Origin of the sequence: Brasilonema octagenarum UFV-OR1 (assembly GCF_963888615.1) — a bacterium.
In the GTDB taxonomy this organism is placed as follows: domain Bacteria; phylum Cyanobacteriota; class Cyanobacteriia; order Cyanobacteriales; family Nostocaceae; genus Brasilonema; species Brasilonema sennae.
This window is the reverse complement of sequence record NZ_CAWPKW010000260.1, coordinates 13108-37206: the sequence shown is the minus strand read 5'-3', so window position 1 is coordinate 37206 and position 24099 is coordinate 13108. Positions and strand designations below refer to the sequence as shown.

The window sequence follows — 24099 nt, the reverse complement described above, 5'->3', positions numbered from 1 at the left end:
AAAGTCATTAGTAAATTCCCCAAAAAAATATACCCATTAGGGAATAGTACCATAATTCAGTCGGTAGGTGTGAGTGAGACATAAACCATGAAGAAACTATCTAAAAAAATTCTAAGGTTAAGCCCAGTTGTTGTAGCGGCAACATTTTTTGCAGCAAATAGCGCTATGGCTGGAGAAGTCAAGGAACAGGTGACTCCCGTATCTGTGCTGACATCACAAGACAACATTGGTCAAGTAACATCTGTATCCCAATTTTCCGACGTACAGCCAACAGATTGGGCATTCCAAGCATTGCAGTCTCTGGTAGAACGCTACGGTTGTATTGCGGGTTATCCCAATGGTACCTATCGCGGTAACCGCGCTTTGACTCGTTATGAGTTTGCTGCTGGTTTGAACGCGTGTTTGGATCGGGTGAATGAACTGATTGCAACAGCAACCGCTGACTTAGTCAGGAAAGAAGACTTAGCTACTTTGCAGCGCTTGCAAGAAGAGTTCTCTGCTGAATTGGCTACCCTGCGTGGTCGTGTTGATACCTTAGAAGCTCGCACTGCTGAGTTGGAAGCAAATCAATTCTCTACCACAACAAAACTGGTTGGGGAAGCGATTTTCAATCTATCTGACGCTTTTGGTAGTGCAAGGCAGGCAGTTCCTTCTGGAGTTAACACAGCAACGGCTGCCGAGTTGCAAGAAAACATTGTTTTTTCCGACCGAGTTCGTTTGAACTTGCTCACCAGCTTCTTTGGTTCAGACCAGTTGCAAACACGTTTGCAAGCTCGCAACACTCCTATATATGATGGTGGAAGTACGAGTCAAAACAGAGCTAGCATTACGGGTACTAGCATGACCCGTCTGAGCTTTGACGGAGATAGGGGATCTGGGTCTGGTCGAGGTACTACTATAGGTTCCAATGACATCGAACTCGACAAACTCAATTATGCTTTCAACCTAGGCAGCGCTGCACGTATCAAGATTGATGCATTTGGCGCTGAGTTATACGAAAACGTCAACACCTTCAACCCAGACCTCGCGAGCTCTGGTAGAGGTGCTATTTCCCGCTACGGTCGTTTCAGCCCGATTTACCGCCAAGGAAATGGTGGTTCAGGTGCGACACTTACATTGAATCCCAAAGGACCTATCACTGTATCTGCAGCTTATGTAGCAGGTGCACCTAATTTGACTGCAAATAACCCTAACGATGGGTTTGGTCTTTTCGATGGTAGCTATGCGGCTTTGGGTCAGGTATCCTTCCAGCCGAGTCAAGCATTCAACATCGGTTTAACCTACGCTCGCACCTATCAGAATAAGGGAGGTATCAGTCTTTTTGACGGTACTGGTAGTCAGTATGCTAATAACCCCTTTAATGGCGCGGCTTTAACTGCTGATAATTATGGTGTAGAAGCCAGCTTGAGACTTGGTTCTAAAATCACCCTTGGTGGTTGGTATGGTTACACTGAAGCAGAAGCTAAGGGCGGTGCTGCAAATGGTGCCAATGCATACTCTGAGTACTGGGCTGGTACCCTCTCTTTCAAAGACTTTGCCAGACCTGGTAGTGTGCTTGCTTTTGTCTTTGGTCAACCACCTAAAACAACAGGTAACGAATTCATCCAAGCAAACGGTATTCGTCGTCAAGATAGAGACACATCATATCACTTAGAGGCACTGTACAGATTGCAACTGACTGACAACATTGCTGTTACTCCTGGTGTGTTGGTGATCTTCAACCCAGAACATAACGACAGGAACGATACCGTTTATGTAGGTACATTGCGTACTACCTTTACTTTCTAAACTTATTTTTATGGTAACTCTCATCTCTTTAGGGTGGGGTTATGTGAAAAAAGCCTGCGTAAGCAGGCTTTTTTGTTTGACTCAACTGATGAGTGTTGCATTTCTTGCAAAAATCCGGTTTAGGGGTTTTTAGAACCGCAGATGGACGCAGCCGAATAAACGCAGATAATTTAGAGCAAGTTTATTGCTCGTCGAGATTTGTTGGAGAACCAGTTCCGGAGGAGTCATCGTCCGAAGGATGCTTCATTTTAGGGCGATCGCTACTCCAAGCCCACCATACGCAACCACAATGACACTGGTAAAACTCCTGCCATTTGCGACGATAGTTTTCCGTCATCACAGGCGAACGACGATTTATCCAGACTTGTACAGCTTCTAAGCTACTGGAGTGACAGCTAGGACAGCAAAATTCATGAGCATGAATTCCTGTGTTTGTCCATTCAGGTGGAGTTGCAGCAAAAGCATCTATATTCATTAGTTATAAGTCGTTTGTCATTAGCTATATCAATTATGAATGACTACATAGAAAGCCTATAAACCATGTATTCTAAGCATAAGCATATATTATAAATTGTATGAAAGCTGATATTAACATGGAAACAAACGTTGAAATTCGCCGTTTGCTAGATGTAATGCCTGCTTCTGGTCGAATGATGACAAAAATCGTTATCAAGCCGGAACAAGCAAAAGTGATTGACGCAACATTTCCATTACCTTGGAATCGGGAACGACCAATCTATATTAACTTTGATTTATGGCGTCGCCTGACAAAAGCGCAACGCGATTTGTTACTATTGCGGACTGTTAGTTGGTTAATAGGAGTCAAGTGGTTTAAACCTGACATTTATCAGGGTATGGCGATCGCTGGTATTTTGGGTACTTTTGTAGAATCAGCCCAAGCAGATCCAGTCGGTATAGTTGTCGCTGGTGGATTAACTACGCTGGCTATGGTTCGCATTTGGCGAACGAACCGATCCCAGCAAACAGAGTTAGACGCTGATCAAGCCGCCATTCGTGTTGCACAACGACGGGGTTACTCAGAAGCTGAAGCCGCACAACACCTGTTATCTGCTATTGAAGGAGTGGCAAAAATCGAAGGGCGTTCTGGATTAGAGTTTATTGAGTTGATTCGTAGCCAAAATTTACGAGCGATCGCTGGTTTGTCATCAGTGAGTGTTCCGGAAAGTTTTGATAAGTGAGTTAGCTGACCGGAATGCACTATTCTCAACAAGACCTAAAAAACCGGGTTTATAAACGGAAAATTAAAGTAAGGCTTGTGTCGTCATTCTCAAGAAACCCGGTTTTTGACCCTGGTGCAAGATATAAGTTAGGCTACTCAAGCTATCAGTGGTGACGCTAGTTGATGAGTTGTCTGTTGCTTTAGCGTTAAGTTTGTTTGCTGTCAGAGTGATGTGAGGGCAGATTATGATTGATAATCTCAACTCCGATAAGTTCGGAGTTTTGTCGCAATTTGATAAGCAATTAGAAACCGTTTATGCCAAAGATCGCAAAGAATGGCGGGAATGGTTGGAGAAAAATCATCACACTTGTGTTGGTGTATGGCTGATCTACTACAAAATAAAAAGTGGTAAACCAAGCGTTCAGTATAGCGAAGCAGTAAAGGAAGCCTTATGCTTTGGTTGGATTGACAGTAAAGTGAAATCCTTAGACAAAGAACGTTACATGCAAATATTTACACCCCGAAAACCGAAAAGTGTGTGGTCAAAATTAAATAAGCAATATATTCAAGAACTCATCGAACAAGATTTGATGACTGAGGCTGGTTTTAAGAAGATTGAAGTTGCAAAACAAAATGGTTCATGGACTACTTTAGATGAGATCGAAGCGTTAATAATACCAGCAGATTTAAAGCAAGCATTGGAAGCAAACGAAACTGCCAATAAGTATTTTGAGGCGTTTAGTAACTCATCCAAGAAGAACATCCTCTTTTGGCTTGACAGTGCTAAACGTCCCCAGACAAGGTTGAAGAGAATTGAGCAAACTATAAGTTCAGCAGCAGAAAACAAAAATCCATTAGCACGATGACTAATCGCCACAATGATACAGTTTATACTCGTAGCCGTCTACGAATGGTAACGATTTCGCTTGCATAACACAGTTTTTAACTTCCTCAGGTTGAGGAGCATAAAAGTTTACTAACCATAAGTCAAAAGGACGTGGTAGCATTTTTAATGTGTTTTGGAGTGCAACCGTGGAAATACTGGCGTCTTCGTCTTGATGAGCAAGGAGAAAGAGCGGTGATGTGGATTTGGAATTTTGTATAGAATTTTGTATTTTATATTCCCTCGCTATCCCCATCATTTCCCCAATTTGTACGTGAGTTTTATGAGTTGTGGCGATGAGTACAGAAACATGGGATCTTTGTTCAATAAGTTTTACAAATAAGTCTGGACGGTAGTATTTTTGATAGCCCAAATTGCAGACAACAGTGATAGCACTCGCCAATCCCATCAACAAAATGATAATCACAGCTTTTTTGCCATTTATTCCCCATCTCCCTTTTTCCAAAATGGGATGACGCCAACAAACTGCCAAACTTGCCCCAACTAAGACTATCACAGCAGGAAAGTAAACAAAGTTGTAACGAGCGCCTCGTGTCAGATCAATACCAAAAAAGTAAGTGAAAATAAAAAATAAAACTATAGCCCCAACAACTAAACCAGCAAACACTTGAACCATCAAACGGGTTTGTGGTTGTTTGAAATAAATTTTAATTCCACGCACTAAAATTGGTACTGCCCAAATGAAAAAAATCAGCATCACTAGTCCAGAAACAATCACAACTGCTAACTGTGATGCTTCCACTGGTAGCAAAGAAATCATTGTAATCCATGCCGCCAACGCTTGAAATATTGGGTTGAGCCAAGCCATCCCAGTACGTGGACCTTGAATCCATTCAGTCAACTTACCTCCATAGCTATTGTGTAAAAACACTGGAAGCCAAATTAAAGCAGCAACAAATGTACCTACCGCCACAGCGTAGATGCGGAACCAGGGAGATGAGGAAGTAGGAGATATCTCCCTCGTCTTCCTAGTCCACTGTCGCCAGGCAAGAAACAGCAAAACTAATGCTTCACAGCAGAGGGTGAGAGTGAAAAAGTAATGAGTCGCAATACCAATAGCATTAATTACCACCCACGAGAGTGCTATCTTGATGGGTATTGGAGTATTGTTTTGGATGTGACGACTGGCAATGACTAAGCAAGCAAAAGAAGCAATCACCCATAAAATTGCTAAAGTATAATGACGGGCTTCCTGTGCTAAAAAAATGCCGTAGGGTGATATTGCCATCATTGCAGCCGCTAAATGGCTGACAAGACGGGAACGAAATGCTAGCCCAGTTAAAGCATAAATAGCTGGAATAGATGCTGCACCGAAAAAAGCAGCGAGCGATCGCGCCCCCCACAACGACACCAAACCCTCATGTGTCGGAAACAGCCGCATCCACAAGTGAGTCAGGAAAAAGTAAAGCGGCGGATGATTGCTTTCAGTAGATAAGTGTTTCCATACATCTTGTATGCCAGATGTAGGTTGTGGTTGTAGTGGTTGTAAGAGAACATCAACAGATATCGGCTGATCTAACGGTACTGGCAAAAAGCTATTTCCGAGGCTAAACACCAGAGTAGAAAACTCGTCAGTCCAAGGTGGCTTAGCACTCAAGTTCGTTAAACGCAAGCCGACACCAATGAGTAGCCAAATCGCCAGCAGTAAGAGAGTTTTGAGTTTTGAGTTTTGAGTTTTGATAATGACATTCATAAATTATGATTTACCACTCATAACTTAATAACTCAAAACATATAGCTGTTTGTTCCCTTCTATTTTACCTGAGTCACACGCCAACTGAGCTTCAAATTCACCCAGAAGTTCCAAACAGTAGCAACAGCGATCGCAATCAGGTTAGCAACGTAGCGGTTAGGAATCACGAAATTGAACACCAAGTTCAACACCAACACATTCAACACCAATCCCGCAAGACAAATCATGTTAAATTTCAAAAACCGCTTTAAACGCTGACGCCATTCCCGCTGCTGGCTGCTGACATCAGCAAACGTCCAGATGTCATTCCACAAGAAATTATTTAAAATTGCCACTTCCCCAGCAATGATTTTACTGCGTGTTAGGGGGAAACCCAAAGTCGTTGGGTCACTGAGCAAGTACAGTACTGTCATATCCACAAACACCCCCGATAATCCTACCAAGCCAAAGCGGAGGAAGCGATCGATGGGGAATTGTTGACTAATTTGACTAAATTTCGAGAGTCTCCCTGTGGATAAGCGTAAGCGGATTAAGTGATGGATGTAATCGACATATTGCTTCCAAGTTACCTTACTTTCACCCTCTTTGCGCTCACAGAACACATAACCAACTTCAGCGATTTTGCCCACGTTTCCGCGCCCGATGGTTTCCAGCAGAATTTTGTATCCTACCGGATTGAGGGTTTTACCGACTATACAGTGGCGACGGAACATAAAATAACCACTCATCGGATCTGACACTCTTGACAGAACGCCTGGTAAGATGAGCAATCCTAACAGCTGAGCACCCCGAGACAACAAACGCCTGACAAAACTCCAACTACTGACTCCACCACCTTCTATGTGACGACTCGCGACGGCTAAGTCTGCTCCCTCCTCAATTGCTTGCAATAATTGCAGCAGCACATGGGGTGGATGTTGTAAATCAGCGTCTATAACTCCTAAAATACTTCCACTAGCAGCTTGCCATCCGCGAATCACAGCGCTGGATAGTCCCCGTTCACTCTGTCGTCGCATAACCCGCAATTGGGGATATTCTGTCATCAATGACTGTGCAATGTTCCATGTTCCATCTGGACTGTCGTCGTCTACCACTATCAACTCGTACTTACCTGGTATAGATTCATCCAGTAAGTTGCTTAATCTAGAGACGATTTTTTGGATATTTCCTGCTTCTTTGTAGGTGGGAATAATTAGAGAAAATAAGATGGGTTCAGTATTTGCGTTTGTTGTTGCAGCTGACGATTCTAATATCTGCAATGAACCAGTGGGTACTGGTAAAAGGGAATTAGGTTGGATGATACTCATTTAGAAATGATGATATGGTAAACAGATTTCCAGTGGTTTTGTTAATAACAGCCTTACCAGGTTTTGGGTGGTGTTGTTTTATAGTACTTGACTAAAATAAATTTTATTCACAAAGTACCACTCAGACGCGCATTAGCTGATCAATCTATCTTTAAGCAGCACGTCTTGCTGATTTATACTAGGTTTCCACATTAGGTAAAGAACAAAACCTATTGCCAGATATATGAAGAATGGTGTCATTGAAGAGAGATGAATGTTGTAATACTGAGGCAAAATAACTTTGTAGAAGTAATCTTGCCAATGAAGTAATGGTCCTCGATACAGAAACATCGCTATATTTATAAGTAAATTATTAGACGGAATCGTAGAGACTCCAGCCAGATTAATAAACATGGATAGTACCCCCAATAACTTAATATACTTTAGAGGAGAGTAGACCACTGGGATAAGAATAAATGGGGTAGCAACCACTAAATGACGTGGACCAAAACAAACATCACCAGACCATGCATAGTAAGAAGCATTTAACACAAAGATAAAGGCAAAGAATATAAAACAGAACAATATGACATTATTTTTTTGGTAAGTCTTTTTTACAAAAGAGCCAATAAATAAAAAACCCATAGGAAAATATAGAAAAATTCCTCTAAATGAACTGAATGTCAAACCCCAAATAGTTCCTAAGGAAGGAACCATAAACATGCTTTTTTGGATAGAGTCTTCTTGATTTAACTGTTTGAGGAACAGCGAGTTAGGAGTTTGAAGCACTGACCCTGTAATGCTTTGGTTATAGTACATAATTATTCCTAAAAATATCGAGTAACCGAACAATAGCAACAACATATTTGTCAACATACTTGTATAGTTTCTCTCTTTAATCATTAAATATATCCAAAATCCAATTAATAAAGATATTGGGACGATCGCAATATAATCAACCATTTGAGCAAAGCCTAAGGAAAGCCCAATAAAAAATCCATTTGCTTGATGGATTATCAAATAAAAAGCTATAAAAATAAACGACATTGTATAGACATGAGACCAAATCCCATTAGTAGAGTAGAAGAAAACTAATGAACCGAAGATGAAGGTAAAAACGAGCCATAATTTCTTGACAAGATCATTCGTGAAATAATCTAAAGTCTTAAACATTATGACAGCCACTATTCCAAGAAGAGGAGCGCTAACACAAACGTTCGATAAGATATCAAATATTGACCAATAAACTTCTCCTTCTGGAATACCAATCAGCCTCATTAACATTTGGTGAAGAAAGTAAAGAGGAGCCAAAAGAATTGGAATCCCGGGCGGGATAACAGAGTAAGCATTATTATTAAGCAGCAAAATATCTATATGAGATCGGTATCCTTTTTGCAGTGCAAACGTACCAAAATTAACAAAGGAGTGAATGCTATCAGTGTAGCGACTTGTTTGAGGTCCATCAGGTGATGCATGAAGAGCAATCAAAATAAATACAGTGATGAATATTTTATGAGAAATGTGCTTTATCATTTTTAAATACTTGCCATTACAAAGTTTGCCCTATCGAAAGGATAGGTCACCAAAAGCTAGAGAACTAAATTTACAGCAGAACTTAGCAGTAAAAGCTTATACCTACTTGAAAGTGATAGTACTATGCATTTTAGAGTTTACTTTCTGACTAGATAGTCTTCCAATTAACTAGTGAATAAGTATTCGCGGCTTACTTTCACCAGACCTGACCACTTCAAACTAGGTATAATTGATGCCACCTGGCGTAATGAGCAAATTATAACACTGCTGTTCGTAAATAAAATCGCTTGATTTACTCTTGACAAAATCTTAAAAAAATCAAAAATATCGTTAAGCTTTACTCTTCTTCTTGACAAATAAAATTTTCTAGCATAAAAAAGTCTGATTAAAATTTGGTTAACAGTTGATGTAAATTAGCATTCAATAATACCTTTTCCATAAGAGAAAACTTCTGGTAAAGTTATTTATTTGATGTCGCAAGCGGTTTACCTTAAATAGTGTTTACCAATATGGGAAACTGTCCCCCAACGCTAAAAAAGTCATCTTGCATAAATCTCTAAATACTTTTCAATGATTAGAGTTGCAAAATGTGCGAATAGCCTCAGACAAAAAATAAGATTTTTTGATAAGTATGTCTGATTTTGTGCCGATATACTTATCAAAAATGTCAAAATAATAAATGTGGTTTGCTTTTGAGAAACTGTGGTTACTGTAACTGTTGATGCTATTCTTGAACGTGCTTTAACTGGGTATGATTTATTTCCGGAAGAGGCAGTGGTATTACTCAAACAAAATGACAAAAGTGCAGTTGGTGCTATTCGCGCTACAGCCGACAAATTGCGTCAACGGCAAGCAGGCGATACTGTTACTTACGTTATTAACCGTAATATTAATTTTACCAACATCTGTGAACAACACTGTAGTTTCTGTGCTTTCCGGCGAGATGAGGGGGAGGAGGGTGCTTACTGGTTAGATTGGGCGCGTATTTTAGAAAAGGCGACAGATGCGGTGCAACGGGGTGCAACGGAAATCTGTATGCAGGGAGGCTTAAACCTACAGGCGAAGGTGAACGGAAAATCTCTGCCTTATTACCTCAAGGTTGTGGAAAAGATTAAACAAGAATTTCCTCAACTGCATCTACATGCTTTTTCTCCCCAAGAAGTGCAATTCATCGCACGAGAAGATGGACTGGAATATGCCGATGTGATTATCGCTTTGCAAGATGCTGGTGTTGATTCTATGCCAGGAACCGCAGCTGAAGTGTTAGATGATCAAGTGCGGCGCATTCTTTGTCCAGAAAAAATTAACACAAGCCTTTGGCTGGAAATTGTGAGTACAGCTCATAGACTTGGTTTATACACCACGAGCACAATTCTATCAGGGCATATTGAGACGCCGGAACAACAAATTAAACATTTGGAAAAACTGCGATCGCTCCAACAAACTGCGATTGATCGAGACTACCCTGCTCGCATCACTGAGTTTATTATATTACCTTTCGTTGGTAAAGAAGCCCCCAAACCTCTACGTCATCGTGTAGGACACGATCAACCTATTTTGGCAGATGCACTGCTACTGACTGCTGTTGCACGAATTTTTTTAGGAAACTGGATTCCTAACCATCAACCAAGTTGGGTAAAACTGGGTTTGGCAGGTGCAACAGAAGCTTTATTGTGGGGTTGCAACGATATTGGTGGCACATTAATGGAAGAACATATTACGACAATGGCAGGTGCTCAAGGTGGAACCAACATGGAAGTTGAAACCTTGCAAGCTGCTATCACCGATCTAGGGCGTCCTTACCAACAACGAGATACTTTATATCAAAGAGTGGGATGAGGGGGGAAGGATCTTGGTGTAAGGGAGGAAGGAACAGAGGGAGGGAAAAGTTAATGCGAAATCAGTCTTTTCCCTCACTCCCACACTCCTTAATATCAAATCCGGGTAAATGCACATGGTATAAAAAACCCATAAACATTATAAATTAAGGGTGAAGGTTTGTGGGAACTGCGTGCAATCAACAGGATTTGATATAACTCCTTATTTCGCATACTCCTACACTCGTCCATCTCCCGATCAGATGATCCCCAAGATACCAATCCAGGATACGATGGACGTTGATTTAGGTATTGTTTCACTTTAATGTTTATGAAGCGCTATTGGTCACGTCTGCTTGCCCTAGTTTTGCTTGTCGTCGTTGGTTTGATGGGCTGTAACAACACTCCGGCTACTTTAACAGGAGATTACCGCCAAGATACCCTAGCTGTCGTAAATACTTTGAGGACTACTATAGACTTACCACAAGATTCTCCAGATAGAGTATCACTTCAAGCACAAGCGCGTAAGAAAATTAATGATTTTGCAGCTCGCTATCAGCGAGATGACTCTGTTGCTGGTTTGGCTTCCTTTACAACCATGCGAACCGCCCTTAACTCCCTAGCCGGACACTATAGTTCTTATCCAAATCGTCCCGTGCCACAAAAACTCAAAGACCGATTAGAGCAGGAGTTTGAGCGGGTAGAAGTGGCGTTAAAGCGTGGTGCTTAAGTATTGGGCGTAATTCCCACCACTAAACGGAGCACCGTTATAGCGGTGGGATATTAGCCAAAAAGATGATAAAAATATCCCTGAAGTAAGCCTGTAAAACAAAACTCAGCTGACTCATAAGTCCAGATTTTAAAGTCTTGAGTGCTGAACTTTTACTCTATACTAGTAAGAATTTTACCACATATTTATAGTCAAAAGAGTCTTTTGATTTTTTGTAATTTTAAAATTTTGCATCGTCAAATCTTGTAGATACCATAGGATTCTTGCTCTGAATATAACAAACAGTCTGTTTCTCAAGACGTTGTATGAAAATTTCGTGTTACTTAAACTGAATCACAAAATTCGGCAACAGAAATAGGGGTTTGGCAGTCTATACCATCTGGGCTTCAAAGCCCCTATTTATCAATAATAGAATTTGATACAAATTATCCTACGTAACGTCCGTTGGGATTGATGGCTGTTTTGTCTTTCTACTTGTACGTATGTCCAACCGTCCTTTGAATGTTGCAACAATATTTTTTTGGCAACGCCTGCTTGCTGCTCTGATTTTTAGCAGTAGTTTGCTGATTCCCTTTTTCAAAAATCAGCCAGCAGCGGCGCAAGTTACTCAGTATTGCCAGTTACCACAAGCACAGGCACAAGAAAAAGAAAACTTACGTTTGTCTGCACTTAAGGGTGATCAACAGGCACAAAGTCGTTACCAGCAATTGTTACAACAAAATGCACAAGTTTTGCAAGAATGCCGCAACCGTACTTGGCCTGAGTTGCAAGCAATTTGGTTGCGCTTGTATCCTTGTGATGTTCAACCGGGAATGGTTGACCAAATCATGGATCGGATTGTTAACCGAGGTTATAACGAAGTTTATTTGGAAGTTTTTTACGATGGTCAAGTACTTCTGCCAAAAGGGGCTAATCCCACCGTTTGGCCTTCTGTGATTCGCACACCAGGAACAGAAAAGACTGATTTGCTCGCCACAGCTATTCAAAAAGGGCGGGAACGGGGTCTGAAAGTTTACGCTTGGATGTTCACCACAAATTTTGGCTATACTTACGCCCAGCGTTCAGATAGAGAAGGGGCAGTTGCCCGCAACGGTAAGGGTCAAACCAGCCTCTACGTCGTAGATAACGGCTCTCAGGTCTTTATCGATCCCTACAACTTGCAAGCCAAACGAGACTACTATCAAATGTTACAGCAAGTGCTACGCCGTCGCCCAGATGGGGTACTCTTCGACTATGTACGCTATCCACGGCAAGCAGGCACTGATTCGATCGCCACCAAAGTTACAGATTTATGGCTGTATACTGACGCAACTCAACAGGCTTTATTCCGACGAGCACTAAATTACAAAGGATTGGAATTAATTAGACGCTTTTTAGCTAAGGGATATATCACACCCGGAGATGTAAATGAGGCTGATAAACTCTATCCTCAAGAAGGAGAACCCTTATGGCAAGGTCGGACTCCACCCCAAGAGCAAAAGTCAATCCTTCCCCCAGAGCAAAGGCAACCGCAACTACAATTGGAGCTATGGCAGTTATCAGTTGCTCACGCCATGCAAGGCATTGTAGATTTTTTAGCCTTAGCTGCTTATCCAGCACAGCAACAAGGTATTCCAGCGGGAGCGGTATTTTTTCCTGATGGTAACCAAATGGTTGGTCAAGGATATGATTCTCGCTTGCAGCCTTGGGATAAATTCCCAAACACAATACAATGGCATCCTATGTCCTATGCAAATTGTGCTAGTGCCGATTGTATTGCGGCGCAGGTGCAGCGGGTTTTGAACATGTCAAAACCAGGTACCCAGGTGATTCCAGCTATAGCCGGTCAGTGGGGAGCGTCAATAAGCAATCGTCCTCCCTTGGAAGTGCAAATGCAGGCACTGCGCAAACTTGCACCGCAAATCAAGGGAGTCAGTCATTTTGCTTTTTCTTGGCAAGATCCACAGTATGATAACCAGCGTAAGTTCTGCCGCGTCCAGTAATTAGGGATTGACATCCCTTCTACTATACCTGGCGGTATAGTAGAGGAGGATCCCAAGTGATACCAAATCCGGTTTTCAAACCTCTCATGAGCTTGTAGTCTAAACTCCAATTAGGTTGATGGGGCTAGTGCGGATCTACCATAGTTAAAAGAGTGTCATTTATGCGTATCGCTATCATTGCTTTAGGAAGTCAAGGCGATGTTCAACCTTATGTTGCTTTGGGAAAAGGTTTAAAACAAGCGGGTCATGTTGTGCGCGTATTGACCCATGAAAACTTTGAAGATCTGGTTAGTTCGCATGGTCTGGATTTCTGGGCTTTTCAGGGTAATGTGCAACAAATCATTGAAACCCAGAAAATGCGTGAGCTTTTGGAGAAAGGGAATTTCCTTGGCATTATGTTCCATACCGCAAAGGAATCCCAGCGCGTAGCGATCAATTGGGCACAAGAAGGTTTAGTGGCTTGTCAAGGCATGGATATGTTGTTGACAGGAGTTGGAGGACTATATATTGGTATTTCACTGGCTCAGAAGTTAAGGCTTCCATTGCTTCAAGCCTATGTCTTTCCCTTTACACCTACTAAAGCATTTCCTGGTGTTGTGTTTGCGCAGTCCATTGCCAAGTTTGGAAGTGCAGTTAATTGGTTGTCCCATCATTTGATTAGGCAGATAATGTGGCAGGGGTTCCGAACAGCCGATGCATCAGCACGAAAGCAGGTACTTAACTTGCCTGTAGCCCCGTTTTTTGGCCCATACAATGCCACCTGTCTACATCGTTATCCAATTCTTTATGGTTTCAGCCCATCCATAATTCCCCAGCCATCGGATTGGAAGAACACCCATGTCACTGGCTACTGGTTTTTGGATTCAGCACCTAATTGGACTCCACCCTCAGCCCTGATGGAGTTCCTGCAAGGCGGTTCACCTCCTGTGTATATCGGGTTTGGGAGTATGGGCAATCGGAATCCGGAAGAAACTGCCAATCTCGTCTTGCAAACCCTGGCACGAACGCGGCAACGTGGCATCATACTCTCTGGCTGGAGTGGTCTGCATAAAGAAAATTTACCGGACACCGTTTATCGTTTGGACTCCATACCCCATTCATGGCTTTTCCCGCGTGTCGCGGCTGTTGTGCATCATGGCGGTGCGGGAACAACAGCTGCCGGACTCAGGGCAGGTGTTCCTACGATTGTTATTCCCTTCTTTGGTGATCAACCCTTTTGGGGACGCCGCGTAGCGGAATTAGGTGTTGGACCAGAACCTATTCCACGTAAGCAACTAACGGTTGAACGATTTGCCCAAGCGATTCAAAAGGCTATGAGCGATCAAACGATGCGTCAACGTGCAGCGAATCTGGGGAAAAAAATCCAAGCCGAAGATGGAATCGCAAGCGTTGTTGCTGTTGTACAGGATATAGAAAGACGTAGGATTGCCTAATGAAGTTCCGTTCCTTTTATTCTTGAACACTTCAGTACCGTTGACAGCTAGCTAAAGCTTTGTACGATCAGTCAAAATCTCGTATCCAGTTTCTGTCACCAACACAGTATGCTCAAACTGAGCGGATAGAGAATTATCCACTGTTACAGCTGTCCAACGGTCAGATAATATGCGTGTATACCTGGAACCAGCATTCAAAATTGGCTCAATCGCCAGCGTCATACCTGCACGCAGTTTGACATTAGGCATTTCACGGGTGCGGAAGTTAAAAACCGAGGGTTCTTCATGTAGGTTGCGACCAACACCGTGTCCAGTAAAATCTTCTACCACAACAAACTTGTTTGCTTTGACATGATCTTCAATTGCCCCAGCAATATCCATCAGGTCGTTTCCTGCTTTCACTTGTTCAATGCCTTTAAAAAGAGTTTCTTCTGCAACACGAATCAGTCTGGCTGCTTCTGGGGTGACTTCGCCGACAGCGATTGTGATGCAAGAATCACCATGAAAGCCTTGGTAATATGCGCCAGTATCAACTTTTAAAACATCTCCAGTGCGGATAACTTTTTTTGCGCTAGGAATGCCATGCACAACTTCATTGTTGATGCTAGAGCAGATTGAACCAGGAAAGCCATGATATCCCTTAAAACTTGGTGTTGCGTCCATTTCTCGGATACGTTTTTCCGCATGAGCATCCAAATCAGCGGTCGTCATACCTGGCTTGACCAGCTCAGAAATTTCTTTTAGCACAGTTGCCACTATTTTTGCTGATTGCCGCATAATGTCAATTTCACGCGGCGATTTTATTTCAATTCCTCTACGTTGTCTTTTTTGACCGTTGTTTTGAGCTGGTTGAAAAAGCAGGTTACTGAGAATGTTCATGGGAAATTAATAATTTTTGTGCCTTGTCTGTTGTGTGTTAAGACTTCTTCTAACTTTGTTGAAAAATAATACTTGTATCTTGATCTCTAAGGTAACTTATTTTTTGCTATAGCGACTTTCAATCATAAGCCCTACAAGCTGACGTGAACAACAAGATTCCCGACTTCTGGCTCCAAGTCAGGAATCTGAACCAATAGATTTATGCACTACGCGCAGGCAATTTCACAAAAATCAAACACGTTAACGCCGCAGCAACTTCAAGCCAATCTCTCCACCCATGTTCTGAGCATAAGCCAGTTGTACCAAGAGCATCATTGCTGGTTCAATAAAGCGTGCATTCTTCAGTGATCCAGCGTCAAGCAGTACAAATTACTTGTATGAGTTATGCCGACTGATTCGCTGGTGTGATCAGCAGGCGACCAATATTTACGTTGCTGGGTTGCTGTAGCAGGAATCGAATTCCTCTGGCGATATCCTCTGCGACAAGCGGTTGTTCGATCGCAACCATTTGCTTTTCCTCTTCACTCCAGTTTTGGTAAAGGTTCGTCGCTACCTTGCCCGGTTCAACACAGCCAACACCAACCCCAGAACCCGCCAACTCTAACCGCAAGCAATCGGTAAAGGATTCTATGGCATGTTTACTACCGCAGTAAGCTGCCATTGTGGGGTAGTTCGTCGTCCCTGAAATGCTGGACAAGTTGACAATAAATCCATTCCCATGTTGTTTGAAGTGCCTTGCAAAAACATAAGCCATGCGAAAAGCTGCTTCAACATTGATGCGTACCATCTGGCAAAGTGCTTCAATATCAACGGTTTCAACTGTTCCAACGACCATCACCCCAGCATTGTTAACAAGGGCATCTGCTCGACCAAATGAGCTAAGTGCCTCTTCTAATAAACGTTTGGGTAATTCTGGATGGCTCACCTCACCAGCAACAAACGTAGCATGAGTGAGGCTAGCAGCTAACTTGTTGAGTTTGTCTTCACTTCTAGCGGTGAGGACGAGATTCATTCCGGCAGCATCCAATTCACGAGCAGTAGCTTCACCGATACCACTGCTTGCTCCGGTGATGATGGCAACTTTATTTTGTAAGTCCATAATTCTCCTGTTATTTCACTGTTTCGTTAACGTATTTCTTTGCCCAGAACTTTTCCAAGCTGCATCAGATATCTATCTCAAGATTTCCAATCACAGCATCCTTTAAAACTGGGTACATAATGTATTCAAATGGAAAGTTTGTAGCACTAACGATATTTTCAACAATCTTTCCGTTTCTGAAAGTAAGTATGTGAACCTCCTTCAGCGGTACTATTTGATTGGTTGCTTTTACATCGTAATAGTCTTTCTTGAAAACACTGGTTGCGGTAAACCGGACCACAACTTTGTGATTGACACCAAAGATATCGTCAATGACAAAGTGCTTTACTGGCCAAGCGTCAGCAAATGAGGAGAAGATTTGCTTATAGTTCTCTATCCCTTGGATGGATGCGGCGGGACTTAATCCTGTTGTAACTGTGATGTTCGGATCTAAAATATCATCAAACACCTTCATATTAGCCTTGGCGATACCTTGATTGATGAATCGCTTCGCAACTTCAATGTTTTGTAGTTCTTCAGTCATTATTTCCTCGTAATATTTTCGGTTGTTCAGCCTGTGCACAAGTAATCATTGTCATCTATGAATCCATCTTGGTAAGAGATACCATAAGCAATCAATAGTTACCAAATAGATACTAATGAAGTTGTTATGAGAGCATCACAGTTGGGAACAGAATATACTTGCCCTGTCCAAGTAACCCTTGAGGTGATTGGCGGCAAATGGAAGTGTGTCATCTTGTGGTGGCTAAGACGAGATGCAAAGCGGTTTGGAGAATTGAAACTTTTGATTCCTGGAATTACTCAAAAGGTTTTGACGCAACAGTTACGTGAACTGGAACGAGATGGGCTGATTCGTCGAGAAACTTACCCTGAGACTCCGCCTCGCGTTGAATACTCGCTCACACCATACGGTGAGACGATTCGACCAATCACAGAATTGATGTGTGACTGGGGTAAGAGCCATAGATCAGAGTACGAGTTCGGCTATCTCCGGCTAAAAGGCTTACGAATATTAGTCATGGCGGCTGAGGCTGAGGTGCGCTATCGCCTACGCACAGTGCTTGAAGAACGTAATGTCCACGTAATTGCAGTTACATCAGCTAATGCAGCACTCGAATTGCTTCAAGATCCACCACAAGCGCTAGTCGTTGATATTGGAGCATTAGGCGAAGACAGTTATACTCTGATTCGTCAGGTAAGAAATCTTTCAGACCAGCAAGGCGTAAAAATTCCGGCTATAGCGCTAACCAATAATAATTTGGAGGGTTCACGAGTTATTAAAGAGGGGTTTCAAGTTCATTTAGCCCAACCGTTTGATCCGGTGGAGTTGGTTGCCACTCTCGCTAGTCTCACTTATTACCACAAATGACAGCATATTTAGTATAAGATCTGTGCTATTAACCCACACTTGGGCGAGTATTTACCTCCAACCAGTAACCTACAAATGCCTGGACTGTCTTTTGCAGTTCTTGAGTATCCATTGGCTTGATGAGATAGCCGTTTGCACCTTTTTGGTAGCAAAGTTCGATATCTTTTGGATTAGATGATGTGGTGAAAACAATAATGGGGATTTCCCTAAAGCTGTTATCTTGCTTCAGCCGTTCTAAGATGTCACGACCATCTATCCCTGGCAAATTGAGGTCAAGCAAGATAACACAAGGTCTTGGTGCTAAGTCAGGGTCTTGATAATTCCCTTCTTTATAGAGAAACTCTAAAACCTCATCCCCATTCGTACAGCGATATATGGGGTTTGAGACAGCCATTCGCCGCATTAGGCGTTGTAGCATCCTAAAATCCTCATTGCTGTCCTCAACAACCAGCAGTGGTTCATTGAGTTTTGTGATCATTGGTTTTCTTTACAAATCGTATTAAAAAGAAATATTTTGTAATGTTATTTTCATCTATTATAGCGTGAAGTATAAGGCTGAACCAATACCAACACACGATTCAACCCAGATAAGACCACCGTGACGCTCAACAATCTTCTTAGAAATAGCTAACCCCGCACCTGTACCTCCACCATACTTTTCTTGAGAGTGGAGCCGCTTAAAGAGTCGGAAAATAGTTTGGTAGTGATGTTCTGGAATACCGATACCGTTATCCTGTACATAAAAGACATAAGGTGCTGAAGTTTGCGGTTGCAGTTGTTGCAATCTCTTTTCTGGTTGCTGATGAATATCCAAATAACCAATTTCAACCCATTTGTCTTGCTTATCATTGTATTTAAACGCATTAATAATCAAGTTACTAAAGACTTCGCTAACGAGAACTGGCTCACATTGAATCGTGGGCATTAGTCTAGGGATGCGAATATCTAACTGAGCGGGTGTTCGGCTAGCACGTACAACATCAATTACTTGACAAAGCAAGTTGTTGAGGTCAGTTGCTTGTAGGTTCAGTTGACCTTGCCCCAACAGAGAAAGTCTCAGAAGTGAATTAATCAGAGTTTCCATGCGTACGGACAAGGATACCACGGTGTTTAGGTACTCCATTCCATCCTCATCCAGTAGTTGAGCGTAATCTTCCAGCAAGACATTTGAGTAGTTGTAAATGCCCCGCAAAGGTTCCTTTAAATCATGAGAAGCGGCGAAGGCAAAAGAAGCGAGATCGCGGTTGCTGCGCTCTAAGTCTTGATTGATTTTGGCTAACTCATCTGCCTTAGAAAGTACAATGCCCACAATTGCATTTCTAAGAGCGATCGCACTCTCAACTTCACACGATTTCCAACAGAACGAAGTCAATCGAACCGTTTCTTGCCACAGTTCAAAGGATACTCGCGGACAAAGGGTAAAGCTACCATCAGGATTAACCTGAATTGGTTCATTAGGTTGACCTGCCCAGTTTACCGTTTGGGTAACTTCAGGACGAAACCAAAGGATGTAATAGCGCCGAAGTTTAGAAATTCGCAACACTAGCAAACCACTTGCAGTATCTTTAAAAGCAACAGCCTCTGGATAAAGCTTGGGCAGAGAATCCGTGGAAAAGAGATTGTCAGTGATCTGGGTGTCTACCCATTCAATAAGGGCGCGAACTTCCTCAATTGTTGGTGTTGCACCTACAAGCGTAATGTCATTATCTAAACAAACTGCAGCTCCTTGAGCATTGACAATATCCAGTAAGCGAGGCTCAGGGTAAATAAGCGCTTCTCTAAAGTTATCTGCTTTAGATATGGACTCTATGAAATCTGCCTGTAGCGATTGAAGCTTGATTTTATAGTCTAATTCAGACTGATTGACTTTGTGTTCTAATTCTAAGGACACAATCTGTCCTAAAAATTCGCACATTTTCCGCACTTCGTAAGGAATATGCTTTGGTGCTTGATGATGGCAAGAAATGAGTCCCCAAAGTTTTTGTTCCTTAATAAGCGCTATCACCAGGATAGCTGTTACACCCATGTTTTGATGATATTCAACACAGCAAGGATGAGTACTCCGAAGTACAGACAAGTTTAAATCAACAGGTGTAGAATGCGTTTCGGGATTTTCAACTGCCAGAAGCTCGACAGGTTGAGCATTCATATCAGGAATGAATCGAAGCAGACAGCGCTGATACAACTCCCTAGCTTGCTGGGGGATATCTGTAGCTGGATAGTGTAGTCCCAAATAAGGTGATAAATCCGAACGTTTAACTTCGGCAACTACGGAACCTGCTCCCATTTGATCGAATTGGTAGACCATGACCCGATCAAATTTTGTGACTTTTTGCACTTCGGATACAACCAGATGCAAAAAATCTGTGAGGTTCGATGTCGTTCGCATTTTGGCGATCGCCTCTTGCACCAAGGCATGGAAGTTCAAAAAGCTGATCTGGTTGATAGAATCAGTTGGTTCTAGCTCAAGAATCACAGTACTTTGCGTACGATGAGCGATCGCATCAAAATATTGCTCACCCTTTGAAGTTTGGATAGACAGCTTGAAAGAATAAACGCTACTTTCCTGGTGTTGGCAAAACTGCTCAATAGCTTTGACTTGTTCTGCATTAAGCAGAGTGCTGAGGGGTTGATTGAGTAATTCGCGTGGCTGTTTACCTAATAAATCTTGAGTATTATTGCTCAGCCATCCAATTTCGAGCTGAGAACTAAGCCCCAGCAGTACGCCATGAGGCTGAATTGAAGTAGGCAGGTAAATTGGTTCGTGGTGAATCAGGTTAGTAGCTTGGGTAGGGGTAATATCAGAGTGGCTCATAGCTTGACTCACGAGAACCAAACTTATTTTTTTACGATACCGCAATTAAACGTTATATTTTTTAAAATTTTAATGCATAAGTATAGGAATTTGGTTTGGTTTATGAGCGAACTGGTTGAGCTAGGGAACACAACGACCACGCTCCCTGAGTCCTGAGCCTGCGGCACGGCGTGCGCTTGCGCTTACGACAAGTTTTACACTGAGTTTATCGAAGTGCTCAGGGCGGCGCAATGCATTGCAGGGAATAGGGAACAGGGAATACCCGAACACTTAACTCTTAACGTTTAAGATTAACTGTACGAAGCTTGTGATCTACTCCTGATCTGCCTCACTTCGTACTATTTTCATTCTTGCGTCAAAGGTAAACCCAACCAATCACTTAATTCATGAGCAAGCCATTCAATTTCCGGTTCAGATTTTATAGGACCATGACCACCACCAAGCTGATATTTACGCACTCCGGCCCAAATTATCAACTGAGGTAAAATGTCAACTCTCTTACCCTGAGAATCTATTTGAAAGGTCTTCGGTGAGTATACTAACTTAGTGATATCCTGTGTTGGTGCTGAAGCAACACGATTGAATTTCAAGCCAAAAAAATCCCAGACGAAGGCAATTTTTTCCCGATTTAAACGAAGTCGAGTCCTTCTGCACAAAGGAAATAAAATCGAAGACAACATCTGAAAACCAGCACCCCAAAAAGGAAGCGAGAATAAAGCAAAGGGTATGTTTATTGGAAAAGGTGCTGCAAGGGCGCAGATTGTCCAAAAAAGAATAAAAGTATTCCAAGAAATAGCAAACAAAACCATGAACGTCATCGACGGCTGAAAACCAGTTGGTGGAATCAGAAGATCAAAAGAATTTTCATCTTGCTTGAGTGTGATTTTGCTTCCTGCTGGTTTCGTCATTTTAATGGTTAAACTATGACGTCCAGACTCACTTTTGGTGTTAAGCTTTTGCGAAACTTCTTGATCTTTAGTAATCCAATGTTGACCATCCCAATACCAACTCCCTCTCTTCCTGTCTGTAAGGAGCATTTCTTCTGAGTGCTGTTGTTGTAAAAGTAGTGGATGTTCTAAAGCTGCTAGTGCTTCACGCGCAGAACTTAACCGTCGTTCTAAACTAGGTTCGCTCATCCAGCGTAACCACTCAGTTAAAATAGGACTCAGAATTGCCGTTTGCTCAAATTGAATCCGTAAGTCCTTTTGAGGTAAATCTGCTGGTTGTATCCCCGTGACTAAGTAAATTAAAGTCGCACCCAAGCTGTAGAGATCAGATGCCGGAACCGTACGTCCACCAAATTGCTCTTGTGGCATGTAGCCATAAGTTCCGACTACAGTTATTGTCCCGCCTTCACCTGCGGCTACAGTCTGCACTGAGCCAAAATCTACCAAGTAGATTTCACCGACACTATTGCCAGAGCGATTTGTCAGCAAAATATTACTAGGCTTAATATCTCGGTGGATTGTAGGAGGTTTTTGCTCGTGTAAGTAGATGAGAATTTTTAAAAGTGCTTTAGCTATCTGTTTAACTTCTGGTTCTGTAAAAGTACGTCCAGCTTTGATGTATTGTTCTAAGGTTTGTGCTGGTATATAAGTTTGTACGAGAGCAAACCCTTTGATATTTGATGAATTTATCTCAAAATAGTCTAAATAGCGAGGAATACACGGATGTGCTATCTTCTTTAGAGTTTCAGCTTCTCGCTCAAACAGCTTGAGATCATCCCACTCAAAGTCACTGCTAAAAGACAGTAACTTGACAACCACCATTTCGTTTGTCAGAAGATCACGAGCTAAAAGCGTCCGTCGCCCAGTCTTTTTCCCTAATTGCTGCTGTACTTCGTAGCGATCGCCTAATACTTGAGCATTCATTACGATTACTTATGGATATAAATTTAAAGCCTTTTTATTTATTCTATTTACCTAACCTAGCTAGATACATATCTTTTTTTTAATTTTGAATAAGCGAATGGGTGAATATGTCTATGCCCTGCCAACTTTGGCCTTATATTACTCCTGGTATTCCAGATGATTTATTTGAACGCTTGCCAGGAATTCCCCTCAGCAAGCGAGAAATTCGACTGCTGTTGCTTGCCCAACTGCGTCTTTTACCCAACACTGTGTTATGGGATATTGGTGCAGGTACAGGAACGATTCCAATAGAAGTGGGGTTACTGTGCCCAAGAGGACAGATCTTTGCTGTAGAACGAGATGAAGAAGTCGCCAACTTGATCCGCCACAATTGCGATCGCTTTGAGGTAAAAAATGTCGAAGTCATTGAAGGGAGCGCTCCTGAGTGTTTACATAACTTAAAACTTGCTCCTGATCGTGTTTGTATTGAAGGAGGACATCCCATTCAAGAAATTATGAAGGCAGCGTGGCATTACTTGCAACCCTCAGGTCGAGTTGTCGCTACAGCTGCTAATCTAGAAAGTCTGTATGCTATTTCTCAAAGCTTTGCCCAACTGCAAGCGAGAAATGTTGAAGTCATCCAGTCGGCTGTGAACCGTTTAGAAACGCGAGGTTCTTCTGCGACTTTTACTGCGGTTAATCCCATTTTTATTCTCAGTGGTGAGAAACTAGACTAGAAAACAGAATCATCGAACAAAGAAGTACGAAGAAACGAAGATGCAAAATTTCTTCAATCTTCATTTTTCTTTTTTAACTCTTGACTTTTTCGTTCTTTTGCCCATGCCCTGGTCTCGGATTTTTAGTGGAATTGTTGCAATAGCCCTTGCTTTGAGCGCCACTCTTTTGGGTGGATGGCCTTATACTCTTTTATTTGCGGTTATTGTCTTTCTAGGTCAACTAGAATATTTTGATTTGGTGCGAGCAAAAGGCATAGCTCCTACTGCTAAAACCACCATGTTTGTCAGTCAAGTCTTGCTCATTATTTGCACTTTAGATCGGAACTTGGCTGATGCCGTAATGCCACTGGCTGGCACTTTTATTTGTTTTTACCTGCTGTTTCAGCCAAAAATGGCAACAATAGCGGATATTGCCGCTTCCATTTTAGGACTATTTTACACAGGGTATCTGCCGAGTTATTGGGTGCGGTTGCGATCGCTCGACAGTGCGACTATCAGCAATCTACCTGTGAGTGATTACCTGTCCATAATTTGGACAAATATAGTCAACGGAAATTTTAGCGCATTACCCCAAGGTCTGACCGGAACAGCACTCACATTTATGTGTATTTGGGCCGCTGACATTGGTGCTTACTTTTTTGGGAAATTTTTTGGGAAAACGCCTTTATCAAATATCAGTCCGAAAAAAACAGTCGAAGGAGCGGTTTTTGGTATTGCTGGCAGTGTTATCGTCGCTGTCGTCACAGCATATTATCTCAATTGGCCTAAGTTCGTTTTTACTGGTGTCGCATTAGGTTTGCTGATTGGTATTGCTAGTTTATTGGGTGATTTGACCGAATCTATGCTCAAGCGTGATGCTGGGGTAAAGGATTCAGGGCAGTTAATTCCTGGTCATGGAGGTATCTTGGATCGTACGGATAGTTATATTTTCACGGCTCCTTTGGTTTATTATTTTGTGACTTTGTTGTTGCCATTGGTGGGTAAGTAGGGAATAAACTTCTTGC

Annotated in this window: 20 protein-coding genes; 10 read left to right on the top strand and 10 right to left on the bottom strand. The window is 42.2% G+C overall.

What is annotated here, in order from left to right; genetic code table 11:
• Window positions 1-87: 87 nt before the first annotated feature.
• Complete coding sequence (locus AC5590_RS21270) at window positions 88-1788, top strand: iron uptake porin (RefSeq protein WP_169265418.1); 1701 nt, start codon at window positions 88-90, stop codon at window positions 1786-1788.
• 181 nt (window positions 1789-1969) lie between these two features.
• On the opposite strand, the gene AC5590_RS21265 is transcribed toward AC5590_RS21270, so the two are convergent.
• Complete coding sequence (locus AC5590_RS21265) at window positions 1970-2263, bottom strand: hypothetical protein (protein WP_169265417.1); 294 nt, start codon at window positions 2261-2263, stop codon at window positions 1970-1972.
• A 118-nt stretch (window positions 2264-2381) separates the two neighbouring features.
• On the opposite strand from AC5590_RS21265, the gene AC5590_RS21260 reads away from it, so the two are divergent.
• Window positions 2382-2987: a DUF3318 domain-containing protein gene (locus AC5590_RS21260; protein ID WP_169265416.1), complete on the top strand. Its 606-nt coding sequence runs from the start codon at window positions 2382-2384 to the stop codon at window positions 2985-2987.
• 226 nt (window positions 2988-3213) lie between these two features.
• Entirely contained in the window at window positions 3214-3834 is a 621-nt protein-coding gene (locus tag AC5590_RS21255; protein ID WP_370460789.1) for a YdeI/OmpD-associated family protein, read from the top strand.
• Here AC5590_RS21255 and AC5590_RS21250 read toward each other — a convergent pair whose 3' ends face one another.
• The 3 genes from AC5590_RS21250 to AC5590_RS21240 all read right to left on the bottom strand — a co-directional run bounded on the left by AC5590_RS21250 (window position 3835) and on the right by AC5590_RS21240 (window position 8384).
• On the bottom strand, window positions 3835-5565 hold the full coding sequence (locus AC5590_RS21250) for a glycosyltransferase family 39 protein (RefSeq protein WP_169265415.1): 1731 nt from the start codon (window positions 5563-5565) through the stop codon (window positions 3835-3837). It abuts the gene before it with no gap.
• A gap of 59 nt (window positions 5566-5624) precedes the next feature.
• Window positions 5625-6872, bottom strand: a complete 1248-nt coding sequence (locus AC5590_RS21245) for a glycosyltransferase (RefSeq protein ID WP_169265414.1) — start codon at window positions 6870-6872, stop codon at window positions 5625-5627.
• 132 nt (window positions 6873-7004) lie between these two features.
• Window positions 7005-8384: a hypothetical protein gene (locus AC5590_RS21240; RefSeq protein ID WP_169265413.1), complete on the bottom strand. Its 1380-nt coding sequence runs from the start codon at window positions 8382-8384 to the stop codon at window positions 7005-7007.
• A gap of 702 nt (window positions 8385-9086) precedes the next feature.
• Between AC5590_RS21240 and cofH the strand changes: the two genes are divergently transcribed.
• From cofH to AC5590_RS21220, 4 genes are all read left to right on the top strand, one after another.
• Window positions 9087-10223: a 7,8-didemethyl-8-hydroxy-5-deazariboflavin synthase subunit CofH gene (gene cofH, locus AC5590_RS21235; protein ID WP_169265412.1), complete on the top strand. Its 1137-nt coding sequence runs from the start codon at window positions 9087-9089 to the stop codon at window positions 10221-10223.
• 309 nt (window positions 10224-10532) lie between these two features.
• Window positions 10533-10931, top strand: a complete 399-nt coding sequence (gene psb27 / locus AC5590_RS21230) for a photosystem II protein Psb27 (protein ID WP_169265411.1) — start codon at window positions 10533-10535, stop codon at window positions 10929-10931.
• A 482-nt stretch (window positions 10932-11413) separates the two neighbouring features.
• On the top strand, window positions 11414-12913 hold the full coding sequence (locus tag AC5590_RS21225; RefSeq protein WP_169265410.1) for a family 10 glycosylhydrolase: 1500 nt from the start codon (window positions 11414-11416) through the stop codon (window positions 12911-12913).
• Between the two features lie 161 nt (window positions 12914-13074).
• The gene (locus AC5590_RS21220; RefSeq protein ID WP_169265409.1) at window positions 13075-14346 is read left to right on the top strand and encodes a glycosyltransferase; all 1272 of its coding nucleotides are present in this window, start codon (window positions 13075-13077) and stop codon (window positions 14344-14346) included.
• A gap of 51 nt (window positions 14347-14397) precedes the next feature.
• Here AC5590_RS21220 and map read toward each other — a convergent pair whose 3' ends face one another.
• The 3 genes from map to AC5590_RS21205 form a co-directional block, all read right to left on the bottom strand.
• Window positions 14398-15225, bottom strand: coding sequence for a type I methionyl aminopeptidase (gene map, locus AC5590_RS21215; protein WP_169265408.1), 828 nt, complete (start codon window positions 15223-15225; stop codon window positions 14398-14400).
• A 382-nt stretch (window positions 15226-15607) separates the two neighbouring features.
• Window positions 15608-16324, bottom strand: a complete 717-nt coding sequence (locus AC5590_RS21210) for an SDR family oxidoreductase (protein WP_169265407.1) — start codon at window positions 16322-16324, stop codon at window positions 15608-15610.
• A 64-nt stretch (window positions 16325-16388) separates the two neighbouring features.
• The gene (locus tag AC5590_RS21205; RefSeq protein ID WP_169265406.1) at window positions 16389-16847 is read right to left on the bottom strand and encodes an ester cyclase; all 459 of its coding nucleotides are present in this window, start codon (window positions 16845-16847) and stop codon (window positions 16389-16391) included.
• Window positions 16848-16973: 126 nt separating this feature from the next.
• Here AC5590_RS21205 and AC5590_RS21200 point away from each other — a divergent pair, with 126 nt between their 5' ends.
• The gene (locus tag AC5590_RS21200; protein ID WP_169265405.1) at window positions 16974-17693 is read left to right on the top strand and encodes a winged helix-turn-helix transcriptional regulator; all 720 of its coding nucleotides are present in this window, start codon (window positions 16974-16976) and stop codon (window positions 17691-17693) included.
• Window positions 17694-17721: 28 nt separating this feature from the next.
• Here AC5590_RS21200 and AC5590_RS21195 read toward each other — a convergent pair whose 3' ends face one another.
• From AC5590_RS21195 to AC5590_RS21185, 3 genes are all read right to left on the bottom strand, one after another.
• Entirely contained in the window at window positions 17722-18171 is a 450-nt protein-coding gene (locus tag AC5590_RS21195) for a response regulator (protein WP_169265404.1), read from the bottom strand.
• Between the two features lie 57 nt (window positions 18172-18228).
• Window positions 18229-20508: an ATP-binding protein gene (locus tag AC5590_RS21190; protein ID WP_169265403.1), complete on the bottom strand. Its 2280-nt coding sequence runs from the start codon at window positions 20506-20508 to the stop codon at window positions 18229-18231.
• A 344-nt stretch (window positions 20509-20852) separates the two neighbouring features.
• Window positions 20853-22379: a serine/threonine protein kinase gene (locus tag AC5590_RS21185; RefSeq protein ID WP_169265402.1), complete on the bottom strand. Its 1527-nt coding sequence runs from the start codon at window positions 22377-22379 to the stop codon at window positions 20853-20855.
• Between the two features lie 113 nt (window positions 22380-22492).
• On the opposite strand from AC5590_RS21185, the gene cbiT reads away from it, so the two are divergent.
• Both cbiT and AC5590_RS21175 read left to right on the top strand, forming a co-directional pair.
• Window positions 22493-23095 carry a precorrin-6Y C5,15-methyltransferase subunit CbiT gene (gene cbiT / locus AC5590_RS21180; RefSeq protein ID WP_169265401.1) on the top strand — a complete coding sequence of 201 codons (603 nt, stop codon included), beginning with the start codon at window positions 22493-22495 and terminating at the stop codon, window positions 23093-23095.
• Between the two features lie 103 nt (window positions 23096-23198).
• On the top strand, window positions 23199-24083 hold the full coding sequence (locus tag AC5590_RS21175; RefSeq protein WP_169265429.1) for a phosphatidate cytidylyltransferase: 885 nt from the start codon (window positions 23199-23201) through the stop codon (window positions 24081-24083).
• Window positions 24084-24099 lie beyond the last annotated feature (16 nt).